This window comes from Bartonella sp. CL162QHHD, from assembly GCF_042195435.1.
Classification (GTDB): domain Bacteria; phylum Pseudomonadota; class Alphaproteobacteria; order Rhizobiales; family Rhizobiaceae; genus Bartonella.
Window position 1 is genome coordinate 21,941 of sequence record NZ_JBHIOG010000088.1, and the last position, 13,704, is coordinate 35,644.

The window sequence follows — 13,704 nt, forward strand, 5'->3', positions numbered from 1 at the left end:
AGTAACACTCTGTTCTTTTAAATCTGAAAATCGTCTCGCTAAAATATCAACTTTTTAGATATCTCATCCAAACTTTTCCATTGATTAATTACCTCTCGAGAAAGTTCTTCAATGAATTTTTCTTGGTAAGCTAGCTTCATTTCTAGTTCTATCAGCCGATCTTCATCCGACATGATTTTTACTCCCTCTTAAATAAAAAAACGTGATTAATTTTATTAATCCTCCTCCCTTTTTCTTCCCATAAAAATGAGAAGTAACTTTTAAACTAATTCTACTCATCTTATTTGCACATTATAAAGGGTTTATGATGATCTTTATTTTCCCAATCACTTATGCAACAAATTTCTTTCTCAAGAACCAGAAAATGTTTTTATCTTTACTAAGATATCTTGACACCATTTTTCATCCTAAAGATCTACATTCCCAGCTTCTTAATTTAAGTGTTATCTAAATTGGAAAGCATTTTATAGCATTAAGGTCAAAGAATACTTTCCTCTGACTTTTACATACTTCTCCTTCAAATTATTATCATATTTATAAATTATTGAAAAAATGCATTCTTGCTTTTATACGTACTTTTAGCTATTACCCTCAAATTAGTTTTGTTTCATTGACTTACAAACCTGTGCCGCATTAGCTCAGTTGGTAGAGCACATCATTCGTAATGATGGGGTCGCTGGTTCGAATCCGGCATGCGGCACCATTTTACTTCTTAAACATATTGAAATATATAGATTTTTTCTTTAAATAGCCATTTTTAGACCACCTTTTAGACCACCTTCTACAGTTTATATAATTTTACCTAATTTGTTCTTATTTTCTCCTTATTTTTCGTTGCAGTGAATGCTAAAATCTCTTTTTTCCTTCACCTTACTGCTCTCCCTAGCTTGCATGGCTTTGGAAATACACCTGAGGCATCTAATGGCGAATCGTTGTTGTGGATACACTAAAAAGCTGTGCACATTCACGGATTGTTACATATCTATCGCCATCATCAAATATCATTTCATTGCCTTTCTCTTTTTTATGTTATGTAAATGGGCTGGGGGGCTAGGAGGAGAGAACTTCCTATATCTTCAAGCGGCTTTTTATCAAAATCTTTTTTGTCTCTTGTGCTATTGCCTCTAAAAAGATTTCAATAGCTTGATTGATTTGCTTAAGACGCTGCTGGAAACGTAGCCAATACAACACCAGACAAAGGTGATACCATTGGACCCGAACACCCCACAAAATGCTTCATATGAAAAAGACAAAAGCGTTATTCATATGGAAAAAAATATCTGACGGTGAGGTCAGCGATCATAGCAGCTTTTCTTATAGCTTTAGTCAAAGCCTTTTTTCTTGGGAAACAAGTTGAGAAGCAAAAGCAAACAAAGGAAGCTTTCAAAATAGGACAACACGGCTTAAGGTAGAAAATGAAGATTAATAAGAAAACTGATGCTGCTATGCGTACTAAGCTTTCTAACTGGCTGCGCGACGAATGAATGAACTTCTTGTATTGGATGGCTGCCAATTTATTTGAATCAACAAGATATCAATGTGATTAGTCCAAATTTGGCGAGAGATATTTAAAACATAATGAACAAGGTGCTGGTCTATGTGGTTGGAGGCATAAACGGAAAATAAAGTGCTAAGGATACAATTCCTCTGAAAGATTAATCAATGAAAAGATTTGAAAGAGGTCGATATATTCAAAAGAACTTAAAGGATAAAAACGCTCTGGTGGTCGATTGGATTTAATTAGAGTGACGGAGATGTCTGAGTTGAAGCGAAAGGATTCAACAAGGTTATATTTGTATAAAGTGATTGAGTCTATTGGTGTATTCCAAGAGCATCTTTGTTATCCTACTAAAAGAAGATGAGAAAAGATTTTACGGATTGCACTGCTGTCGTCGTTCAAAGAACTAATGATACTCAACGTTCTGTCTTCAACAAAATAGGATTTGGCATGCTTAAGAAAAACAATCCACGGGATTGTATAATGAACAATGGACAGCTTTTATGTGATTTGTAAATGACGTTGCTTCAGCTTTCTAATTGTAATAATGATGTTGAAGATAAGGCAAATACTTTCGCACTATATCTGCTTTTTCATGCTAAAGTGGCGGGAACACATTGTGAATGATCTGGGCTGTTAATTTTTCTATAGGTAAATTTCCTATGTGGGAAATAACATGTAACTCCAGTAGAGAAAACCAACAACCATTTTTGCTTTTATTTTTTAACTTAGCTTTTTTACTTTCAAAATTCGCCTGGCAATTTCTTGGAAAATATTGCTTTGCTATTTTAAGACAATTTCTTCCTGAAATAAAATCCTTCTTTTAAAATATCACTGTAATATCTTGCAAACTCATGTACTGCTCTTAGAGAAAGTTTGTAATAGGACCGTGCCTTTCATGGCGTTTATTTTGATGTGTATAACGGAAAAATTAAGAGCGCGTATTATCTTTTCGACACTCAACCACAATCTTACTTTATCACAATATTTATCTTGAGAAGGTACTTTTACAAAGATACTGATAATCTATAAATCGCCCTCACCTAATTCACCTTCTCGCTCATCCTTCCATGCATTGCTCGTCCACCTTTTAAACTACCTTCAATTTTTGATATAGAATTTTTTCTTTAATTTTTTTATTGAATCATAAAAATGATATGTCTCAATCTCACCTCTATGCATCTTTATACGCTTTGATTCTTATTTCTAAAGCCCAGACAGCCCGCATATCGCACTGTTTTTTATATTTAATATATATTTTTAGATTTATTCGTAACTTGTTAGAAAAGTTGCTATATTTTGATAGAAAATCTTCTATCAATTCACTTTTTTTAAAAGGTTCTGAAAGGATTCTTAAAAAGTCTGTAAAGTTAAAGACTATTTAATACGTATTGTTTCTTTTTTAGAAATCAAAATTGGTGATGCCCATTCCTTACCAGCAATTGTGTTATTTGCAGAGCAATCTGTATAAGATGGTGTAACCTCTTTTATGAAGTTAACTAAAGTTTTTTGAATTTCTAGCATATTGCTTAAAGACAAAAAACTCCCCTTTATTTATGCAAACAGCTTAGACATCGGCTGATAATCCTCTCGCTTATAAAAAATCCTTTCTTTATAACCTTCAGAACCACAATTAAAGTGGTAAAAGATAGAACAAGATTTTTAGACGATCATAACGCACAATAAAAATAGACCAGTTTAAATGTTCAATGCTAACACCTGCTAAACAGAGGAAAATAAGTTTTAGCACGCCTTCAAATTGTAAGGGCTTAAGCCCCCGCGCGCTACGATGGGTTTCACCTCTCATCGTACGATTTACTTTCTCTCAAAAACTTAATCGCTGTAAATATAAAAATCTTGAAGCCCGTCTAAATCCGTGAGAGTTTCTGGAGCTTGCTGTATTAAACGTTGAAATTCCCCACAACTGCTCATCTGAAATGCTAACATTTTTCATAAAAGGACGATAGTGGTGTTGAAATATCCCCAAAAAGTTTACGCCATAACCTGAGAGATTATTGCTGATTTCAGGGGATAGAATCAATTTCAGCTCAAAGAAAATCCCACCCATACCAACAAAAAGGTTTAGTCTACATGCCATGAGGAATGTCCTCAATAATTTTGATAATTTTTTGGTAAAATTTCTTTTGCCACCAATATCAGCTGCAACAGGTGTGGAATTAACAGGATTATAATTTTTTATCCTAAAATATATCCATCATTTTTTACATTCTTTCATCTATCTTCGCCTTCTTTTCACAGCTTCAAGTGATAAAAAGTAACTGCAATTTAAATTATCTTGCATCAAACAAATTGCTCGCAAACTATCCCTATTGGCTAGATGACAACCCATCATCTATTTAAAGAGAGAAAAACTTTTCTTTTTTATTCAGCGATAAAGTAAATACTATTCAATTACTTATGAGTAGTAATTAGATCAAATGGAAACTGCTAATCTGAGTAATCTTGTACCCGTTTATATAGGTTTAGGAAAGCGTGCTGTTATGAATATTCATAAAAATGCTTTAAAAATTGATATCAGCAAAACTTCTGTTAAAAAAAGGAAAAGATGTTCTCTTACTTGCTACTGAAAAAACTGTTCAGATTTGTCTTTATATTACTGAAGAGCTTCAAAAAACATGAAGTTATCCCAATAATTACAAGTGTGCCAACAATTCAACTTTGAGATAATATATCTGTGCTAGAGTTATGCCAATCTCACCAATCTGTTGTTGTCTGTGAAGAGCATAGTATCCATGGAGAAGCTTGGAGATGTAATTGTTAAATCGATTATGGAACATTCTATGCCAATTTGTATCATTATGAATACACAACGACCCCATCTGTAATAAAAATAAACTGGATATTTTTAACAAATTATGAAATAAATCTAGAACACATAAATAGTGTTAGAAATGACATACTATACAAAAAAATATTCAACTGCTTCCTAATATGTTCGCCAGTTCAAAAACATCATAAATCATTGAGTATGCAAGAAAAGCACATTAATTCACGCAGTCTTGCTCTCAGTAAACCAGCTTTTTTTAAAGATAGTACAGGTATTTTTTTCATTGCTTAAAAACGTACTCCATAAAAACAATATCATATCCTTATAATATATTATTCAATAAAATTAATATAAATAATATATATATTATAGAAAAATTATTTATATTGATCCAATTTTATTATAATTAAATGTTACAATAAATACATATTGACATTTTTAATAATTTTATTTATATATCATAATTAATATTATTCTATATTAAAATAAAACTAAATGAGGTTTATATTTTATGCTAATGTGGAAAAAGAGTGATTAATATATTATGTTTTTATATATAGGAGGGAAAAATGCTCACAGCATTATTTATATCTATTTTTTCTATATCAACAGTTGTTTTGCCTTTAATATCAGCGCTTGTTCCTTTTTATCCATAGAATGAGCTGTTAATAACGTAAATAAAAGATGTATGCAATGTTATTAGTATTTTTTTTGTGTTTATTATTATTAAGATTTTTGCGTTAATATTATTGTAGTTACTTAGTATTATTGTAGTTACTTAGTATTTTCTGTGATTTTATAGAGGAGCTTCTTGATCTTTTCTATTTAAATTTAACTATCAACATATTTGTAAAGTATATAATTATGCTCCTCTATAAAAAGACTTTCTTTTTCTAAAATAAGTATAACATATTGATTTCGTTACTTAAAAACATCTATATTTACTAAACTCTTGCGTGTAATATCTTTGATTGTCTGAGTACCGGTCAGTGTCATAGCTACCCGCATTTCATTAGCAAAAAGATCAAGGAGATGCATAACACCTTTCTTACCTGCTGCTGCAAGCGCATAAACAAAAGCACGACCAATCATAACAGCATCCGCACCTTGTGCTATCATGCGTACAACATCAAGACCAGAACGAACACCTGAGTCCACTAAAATAGTCAAATGATCCTTTACAGCATCCGCAATTGCAGGCAACGCTCGTGTTGTTGATAATACACCATCAAGCTGACGTCCGCCGTGATTAGAAACAACAATACCATCCGCACCAAATTTTACTGCTTCTCGCGCATCTTCTGGATCAAGAATACCTTTCAAAATCATTTTTCCTTTCCAAAAATCGCGAATCCATTGTAGATCATGCCAACCAATTGATGGATCAAAATTTGCACCAAGCCAACCAACGTAATCATCCAATGCAATTTTCTTTTTGAGATAAGTGGAGACATTTCCAAGATCATGAGGGCGCCCCATAACACCAACGTTCCAAGCCCAATATGGATGAGTCAAAGCTTGTAAAAAACGGCGTAAACCAGCATAAGGACCAGACATTCCCGAATGCGCATCACGATAACGTGCACCAGGAATTGGCATATCAACTGTAAAAACCAACGTGCGTACACCAGCCAACCAAGCCCGTTCTAGTGCATCACGCATGAAACCGCGATCTTTGAGAACATAAAGTTGAAACCAAAATGCATCTCCAACCGCCTCTTGTACTTCCGCAATGGGACAAACTGAAACAGAGGATAGAGTAAAAGGAATCCCTTTTGCCGCTGCGGCACGCGCTGCTTTTACTTCTCCACGACGTGCATACATGCCCGTTAGCCCAACAGGTGCAAGTACAATCGGTAAATCAAGTGTCTGATCAAAAAGCTTGATTGAAAGATCAACTTCACCAACTTGCCTTAGAATCCTTTGACGCAATGCAAGTGCTTGAAGTTCTGTACAATTACGTCGCATCGTTTCTTCAGCATAAGCCCCACCATCAATATAGTGAAAAAGAAAGGGAGGAAGACGACGCTTTGCTGCTTTACGATAATCAAGTGTTGAAGAAATAATCATTGATGGCACCATTGTTCCTAAATGAAAAAAGAAAACATCCTAAAACGCATAAAAGCGAATCCGTATACCTACCTATTCGACATCCTCCCAAAACGCTCTATTGAATAGATAAAAGCAACAGAGATTGCAACTTTCTAAAAAAACTAATTGATAAAAACAACGTCTTTATTTCTCTTATCCAAATTTAAAATCTCACAGTATGTAGTATCATTAATAACGTATCTACTCATATATCGTTCATGTGCAATTGAAATGTTATACTCTCGTTAAACCAATACCTCTTCGAAAGCGATTGCTCCGTAGCTTAATTAGTTATAATTTAAAGTCGTTTCTCCCTCCAAAGGTCCTTACATTATCAGTTATTAAGAATATAGAGTGTCATTAAGTATAAACCATAATCTCCCCCAAAAGATGAAAAAATCCTTTATTAATACTGTAAATAAAGCTGTCGCATACATCCATAAATCTTCTTATATCAATATTCAAAACTGAGACCTGTTACTTGTTCATGAAAGTTTATAAAAATATACAGTGTCTAATTCACATAAAGCATAAAAAAACTTTTAATGTTCATACTAATAGAAGCTCTTCATATTTAATTGAATAATTTTCTAGCAATATTATATCTTGAGGCTATAAATGAGTTACTAAAATTAGAACAATGTTTAAAAAAATTGTTACTAAACTGTAGTGAAAAACTTATTTATTGGCTCTTAAGGATAATTTTTATACGAAATAAAATATACTGGTCATTTAAGCTCTAGAAAAATGGCGCCAAGTGTAGCATCCAATCTCGCATATTTACTTTGAAAAGTGAATACGCTACTGTTATATTGAATTTTATTAACCTATTGATTTATTATAATAATAAATATGAATAACATATTGAATATAGTAAAATTCTTTCATTGTAGATTTTGTCATGATGAAATAACCAAAACTATTCTTTTGCACATCATAAATGGAGTTTGTATAGATAAAACCTCTTTAAAAAAGAAGTAAAAATGCCTCTCATACCCTCTCAAATACAAAACCATAACTTTGAAAACTGAAAATAAAATGCATAGTGCCGGTTTTATGAAGGATAAATTTTTCTTTTATCTAAAATACGCTTTCTGCATACATGTTATCAAAATTCGTGGTTCCCAACTCATTTAAAATGCTTGGACAACTTTAAACCCTGTGCTTGATAATGTGATCCAACATCATGTCCATAAAGGGTTGATGGCCGATTAAGCATATGCTCATAGACCAAACGGCCAATAATTTGACCATGCTCTAAGATAAAAGGAACTTCATGGCTCCGCACTTCTAAAACCGCTCTTGCTCCTTTTCCACCCGCCTCCTTATGCCCAAATCCTGGATCAAAAAAGCCTGCATAATGCACCCTAAACTCACCAACTAAAGGATCAAAAGGAGTCATTTCTGCGGCATAAAGCGGAGGCACATGAACAGACTCTCGTGAAACTAAAATGTAAAATTCATCAGGATCAAGAACCAACTCTCTCTGACCACGATCAAAAAGAGGTTCCCAAAAATCTAAAACGTGGGCAACAGCACGTTTATCAATATCAATAACACTTGTATGATGTTTACCACGATAACCTATAAGCCCGTTTTCGTCTCCCTTTAAATTAATGGAAAGACCAATACCACCAACACTAATATTAGGAAAATCATCCGATATCAGTGTTTCTTGCCTTTGCAAAGTGTGCAACTCTATTTCATTTAAATAACTTTGCCCTTTTCTAAACCGAAGCTGTGATAAATGTGAGCCTGTATGCACCAAAATTGGAAATGTGCGTGGACTAATTTCCAAATAAAGTGGACCATGATAACCAGCACAAACTTTATCAAACTCCTGAGCATTATCCGTAATGACACGTGTAAAAATATCTAATCGGCCTGTAGAACTTTTGGGATTGGCAACAGCAGATAAAAATTCTGGTAACGCTAAACTTTCCAAAAGAGGAGCAATATAAACACACCCCGTTTCCAAAACGGCTCCGTCTCGTAAGTCAAACTCATGCAACTTTAACCGTTCAAGCTTATCCAAAACTTTTGTATTAGGGCCCGGCATAAAAGAAGCACGTATACGATAAGCCTTCTCCCCTAAACGAAGATCAAGGCTTGCTGGTTGTATTTGAGATCTATCAAATGGATACTGAGCCTTGAGAACGTTATTCTCAATCAAAGCTTGTATATCACTATCTGCTAAAATACCGCTTATACGCGCCATATATATTGCCTTCCCTTTTTACATTGTTTCTTTTTTGACCTAGATGATAAATCGGTGCAAGCTATTTTAAAGTGATAAAAACTATTTCTATGTTTTTTCCAACTGATTTGTTAACATAAAATAAAATAGGAGGTATTGTAAAAATAATACCTCTCAGCTCTCTTGTTCTTGAATGTCGCGCAAATGATGTTATCATAATTTTCTATAGAACCCTTAAGATTCCTGTTAGAATTTATTATGATTATACGCCATCTTAGCGAAAATATTATTAATCAAATCGCCGCCGGTGAAGTTATTGAACGACCAGCAAATGTTGTCAAAGAACTTGTTGAAAACGCTATTGATGCTGGTGCAACACGCATTGAAATTATTACAGCAAATGGTGGAAAAAATTTTATAAAGGTGAGTGATAATGGTTATGGAATTCCTGCAGATCAGTTAACTTTAGCAGTTTCTCGCCATTGTACCTCAAAGATTACCGATGACGTACACAATATCTGCTTCCTTGGATTTAGAGGAGAAGCCCTCCCTTCTATTGGTTCTGTTGCTAAACTTAAACTCATTTCACGAACAAAAGATGCTGAGAGCGCTGCTGAAATTTCCGTTACTGCAGGAAAAATTGTAGGACCCAAACCAGCTGCTGCAAATCTTGGAACAATTGTTGAAGTTCGTGATCTTTTCTTTGTCACGCCGGCACGATTAAAATTTATGAAAACTGATCGGGCTGAAACAAATGCTATTAGCGATATGATTAAGCGAATTGCTATTGCATTTCCACATATCCGCTTTTCTCTTTCAGGATTAGACAGAACATCTATGGAACTGTCTGCTACAGAAAATAATATTCAAGGACAATTACAACGTATTACGCAAATTATGGGAAAAGAATTTGCCCCTAATAGCATTGCGCTGAATGCTGAACGCGAAGGGGTGCGCTTAACAGGTTTTGCCTGTTTACCATCTTTCAACCGAAATAACAGCCTTCATCAATTTGCTTATGTTAATGGGCGTCCCGTGCGTGACAAGTTTCTATGGGGCGCTATCCGAGGTGCTTATGCTGATGTCATGACACGAGATCGTTATCCTGTCGCTATTCTTTTTATTGATCTCCCACCTGCTGAGGTAGATGTTAATGTTCACCCAGCCAAAGCTGATGTACGATTCCGTGATCCGGGATTAATTCGTGGTTTGATTGTTGGAGCTATTCGTGAAGCATTGCAGCAATCTGGTATTCGTCCTACCTCAACCCGTTCTGAAGCAATGCTTGCTGCATTTCAAACACAACAATCATTGGCACAACAATCATTGGCACAACAACCATTAGGCAATTTTAAGAACACGCACCTGTCCTCTTCTTACAGTTCACAGCCTCATCATTTTACCAGCGCTTCAATGGTCCAAAAACCATTGGATAGTACTAGCTCTTTTGATTTAAAAGAAGATGCCGCTCCTATTATGGAGGGCTTAAATATACCAAGTGGGGATGCATACATTCCAAGCACTACATCTTCATCAGAAGAGTTATCTTATCCATTAGGAGCGGCCAGAGCACAAATCCATAAAAACTATATTATCGCCCAAACACAAGATAGTTTGATCATTGTCGATCAGCATGCAGCTCACGAACGATTGGTTTATGAAGCACTCAAAAATGCACTTTATTCCAAACCACTTCCTTCACAGTTATTACTTATTCCTGAAATTGTAGAACTCTCTGAAGAGGATGCAACATGTCTTTTAACGCATAAAGATGCTTTGCAAAAATTTGGATTAGGAATAGAATCATTTGGACCAGGAGCAATTGTTGTGCGTGAAACACCTTCCATGTTAGGAGAGATCAACGTCCAAGCCCTTATTAAAGATCTCGCAGATGAGGCCGCTGAGTATGATACAACAAATAATTTAAAAGAAATGCTTGATTATGTTGCAGCAACGATGGCCTGTCACGGCTCAATACGGTCAGGGCGCCTTTTACGCCCCGAAGAAATGAACACACTATTACGGCAAATGGAGGCAATACCTAATACAAGTACATGTAATCATGGACGCCCTACTTATATTGAACTCAAATTGGCAGATATAGAACGGCTTTTTGGCAGAAAATAAACTCTTCATCATTTTGACAAGAAAAATATTTTTAAATTAACTCTCGACTTTATAATATATTTTATGGCACTTTTCTTGAATCTCTTGTATCAAGCAAAAAGGAGTTATAATGTTTTCCGATAGTGAACGCGAAGCAAAAATTCATTATTCTAATAACGGATATGACATTATAGAATATGGTACCTATACTATTTGTGCTGTTAGCGGGCAAAAAATCCCTATAGATGATTTAAAATATTGGAATCATCACCGCCAAGAAGCATATGCTAGTTGTGAAATCTCCTATCAACGTGAACTTGAGTGCAACCCATATCTCAAGCAATTGTTAAAAACAAAAGAAAAATAACCCTTTGAAAGCTATAAATTTAGCCTTTGCCTTTTAGACAAGAAAACTCAAGGGAACGTTTTCTAAAGCGGGTCATGACCTCCTCAAGAACCATGCGACAGAAGTCTTTTTGAACAAAATCGACATTCACATCAAAGACAATAAGATTTTTCAAATCTTTTTGCGTGTGAATTGTCTGTATACGGGTATAATCTTTAGCTGTTGTTGCGAGCCATAAATTGTGCATTTTAGCCTTTTGTATAAGGCTTTTTAAATTTTCATCTGTGAAAAAATAGTGGTCTGGATATATGTAAGTTTGCACCACATGACCAGACAATTCTTTAATAGATTTAAAAAATTTATCTGGATTGCCAATACCGGCAAATGCCAAAAATGATTTTCCTGAAACCTCATCAGAAGCACTGGCTTTAAGATGAGCACGATATAAAGGCTTTCCAGTACGCGAAACAAGAAAAGCAACATTATCAGGCACATCGGAGTGACCAATCAATAAAACACTATCCATAAAAGAAAACTGCGTTTTTAATGGTACGCGCAAAGGTCCTGCTGGAAAGACAGCTCCATTACCAAAACCGCGCATCGCATCAACAACGAGTAACGCATAATCCATATAAAGACGGCGACTTTGAAATCCATCATCCATTAAAATAAGATTACATCCCTCTTGCTTAAGCCGTTGCGCCGCTGCATAACGATTAGGTGATACAGCTACAAAAGCATGCCGTGCAAGTAAAAGTGCCTCATCTCCAACATTGTGTGGAGTATCATATTTCTCATTTACAAGATGTACCCCTTTAACTGATCCACCATAACCACGAGATACAATACCAGGTACAAAACCAAGTTCTTTAGCCACCTTGGTAAAAGCAATAACAACCGGCGTTTTACCCGCACCACCACATGTAAAATTTCCAATACACAAAACAGGCAGATTAATCACGGGAGGCTGTCTTGCCATAAAACGACTTGAAAAATAACCATACCCCCATGAAACTGGGGCTAATACAAAACGCAAAAAGCTTTTATTTTTCCACCAAAAATGGGGGGCGCTAATATGCATATCTACCCTGACGCTGACGTAAACCTGTTTGTATTACAAGGGGTTGTAAAAATGGATCTAAAATCTTTAATGTGCGCTCAAGTGCACCTGCCATACCTGTCGCCACTTCATGAGCCTTATCAACCATTTCTTGTCGCAATGTTTCATTTGTTAAAAGCTTATACACCTGAATAGCAAGCTGCTTTGTATCTTGAACCATATATGCTGCATCATGCGTTAGAAATTGTTTGAACATCTCTTGAAAATTTGAAACATGGGGCCCTGTCAAAATAGCGGAACCAAGTAAAGCCAATTCCAATGGATTGTGTCCACCATTTCCACATAACGATTTACCAACGAAAGAAACTTTCGATAAGCGAAGAAAAAGCCCCATTTCTCCAATGGTATCTCCCCATAAAATATCGGTATTCATGTTTGGAACAGCATCTCTACTCCTACGAATAAAACTTAACCCCTTATTATCGCATTTTCTGATAAGATCTTCTGAACGTTCAGGATGACGAGGCACAATAATTGTCAATAAATCTGGCAAATAATTTTTAACAATCTTATGGACCTCAAAAGCAATCTCCTCTTCCCCTTCATGCGTTGAAACAGCTGCCCAAACTGGGCGATTGCCGATAGCATTACGATAACGTGCAAGCAATGCTTGATTTTCAACCAGAAAAACATCAGCCTTGAGATTACCAGAAAACGTAACAGATTTTACGCCAAGTTTATGGTAATAAGCTACATCTCTTTCGTTTTGACCAATCGCCAAATCAATATCCTTAAAAATATGTTTGGCAAGAACGCGTCGTTTTTGCCAAGCTTTAAAAGAACGTTCAGACATATGGGCATTAACCAAAATCTGCGGAATACGCATTTTTGCAAGTTCTTTAATACGAAGGGGCCAAATTTCTGATTCACAAATCAAGACGAGATCAGGCTTCCAATGACTAATAAAACGGCGCACTGCAAAATCTAAATCCAAAGGAGCATATTGATGAATCAACCTATTACCAAAATGTTTTTTCACAAGAGTAGAAGAGGTCACAGTCCCTGTTGTCATTAATACATTGATTTTCAATGATAAAATATAATTTACAAGTGGAAAAAGTGCAAGTGTTTCTCCAACACTTGCTGCATGCAACCAAACTAATGAACCTTGGGGGCGTACATGAGAACTTTTACCTAAACGCTCTTTTTTGCGACACCACTCTTCTTTTCCACGAATAGCACGAAAGAACAAATAAAAAGGAATAACAGGACATAAGCAAAAACCAATTATCCGATAGCTTAAAAGAGCCGTATGTGCCTTTAATTCTACCATTTAAAATCACCTCATCCAGCTATTTTAAGATATCTATATGCTTATTTTGTTAAAAAATTCATCAACACTAGTGGTTGCTTCCGTATTTTTTTAATATCATCCATATCTTAAATAAAAAACGCTTAATCCATGAGAAAATTCAATACATAAAGGACAAAAAATGCAATTTTATCACCATATTTTTTTTAAAACTTTCCGATAAAAATAACATATACACATTATTTAAATCTCTTTTAATGAAATTTTATCACTTCATTCTGCCCCCTATAAAAATCTTACTCAAAA

The 13,704-nt window shown here is 35.0% G+C and carries 9 protein-coding genes, 1 tRNA gene and 2 pseudogenes; 3 read left to right on the top strand and 9 right to left on the bottom strand.

Annotated features, from left to right (window positions below; genetic code table 11):
• Positions 1-38: 38 nt before the first annotated feature.
• Positions 39-173 carry a SlyX family protein gene (locus ACFILD_RS08950; RefSeq protein ID WP_273790429.1) on the bottom strand — a complete coding sequence of 45 codons (135 nt, stop codon included), beginning with the start codon at positions 171-173 and terminating at the stop codon, positions 39-41.
• Between the two features lie 454 nt (positions 174-627).
• Here ACFILD_RS08950 and ACFILD_RS08955 point away from each other — a divergent pair.
• A tRNA-Thr gene (locus ACFILD_RS08955) sits at positions 628-703 on the top strand.
• A 99-nt stretch (positions 704-802) separates the two neighbouring features.
• On the opposite strand, the pseudogene ACFILD_RS08960 reads toward ACFILD_RS08955, so the two are convergent.
• The 6 genes and pseudogenes from ACFILD_RS08960 to ACFILD_RS08985 all read right to left on the bottom strand — a co-directional run bounded on the left by ACFILD_RS08960 (position 803) and on the right by ACFILD_RS08985 (position 8,595).
• Positions 803-1,005: pseudogene (locus tag ACFILD_RS08960) on the bottom strand (helix-turn-helix transcriptional regulator).
• 1,094 nt (positions 1,006-2,099) lie between these two features.
• Positions 2,100-2,541 (bottom strand): annotated as a pseudogene (locus ACFILD_RS08965) (integrase); the annotation flags it as partial.
• Between the two features lie 334 nt (positions 2,542-2,875).
• Entirely contained in the window at positions 2,876-3,037 is a 162-nt protein-coding gene (locus ACFILD_RS08970) for a hypothetical protein (protein WP_375637501.1), read from the bottom strand.
• A gap of 94 nt (positions 3,038-3,131) precedes the next feature.
• Entirely contained in the window at positions 3,132-3,305 is a 174-nt protein-coding gene (locus ACFILD_RS08975) for a hypothetical protein (RefSeq protein WP_375631037.1), read from the bottom strand.
• A 1,902-nt stretch (positions 3,306-5,207) separates the two neighbouring features.
• A complete protein-coding gene (lldD, locus tag ACFILD_RS08980) occupies positions 5,208-6,356 on the bottom strand; it encodes an FMN-dependent L-lactate dehydrogenase LldD (RefSeq protein WP_273790428.1) in 1,149 nt (382 codons plus the stop codon).
• Positions 6,357-7,506: 1,150 nt separating this feature from the next.
• Entirely contained in the window at positions 7,507-8,595 is a 1,089-nt protein-coding gene (locus ACFILD_RS08985; RefSeq protein ID WP_375637502.1) for a 2'-deoxycytidine 5'-triphosphate deaminase, read from the bottom strand.
• 237 nt (positions 8,596-8,832) lie between these two features.
• On the opposite strand from ACFILD_RS08985, the gene mutL reads away from it, so the two are divergent.
• Both mutL and ACFILD_RS08995 read left to right on the top strand, forming a co-directional pair.
• Complete coding sequence (mutL, locus tag ACFILD_RS08990; RefSeq protein WP_375637503.1) at positions 8,833-10,701, top strand: DNA mismatch repair endonuclease MutL; 1,869 nt, start codon at positions 8,833-8,835, stop codon at positions 10,699-10,701.
• 109 nt (positions 10,702-10,810) lie between these two features.
• Positions 10,811-11,047 (top strand): DUF2093 domain-containing protein, encoded by a 237-nt coding sequence (locus tag ACFILD_RS08995; protein ID WP_273787833.1) that lies wholly within the window; start codon positions 10,811-10,813, stop codon positions 11,045-11,047.
• Between the two features lie 19 nt (positions 11,048-11,066).
• Here ACFILD_RS08995 and lpxK read toward each other — a convergent pair whose 3' ends face one another.
• Entirely contained in the window at positions 11,067-12,107 is a 1,041-nt protein-coding gene (gene lpxK / locus ACFILD_RS09000) for a tetraacyldisaccharide 4'-kinase (protein ID WP_273790425.1), read from the bottom strand.
• Positions 12,097-13,419 carry a lipid IV(A) 3-deoxy-D-manno-octulosonic acid transferase gene (waaA, locus tag ACFILD_RS09005; protein WP_375637504.1) on the bottom strand — a complete coding sequence of 441 codons (1,323 nt, stop codon included), beginning with the start codon at positions 13,417-13,419 and terminating at the stop codon, positions 12,097-12,099. The genes lpxK and waaA overlap by 11 nt, the downstream gene beginning before the upstream one ends.
• Between the last annotated feature and the right edge of the window lie 285 nt (positions 13,420-13,704).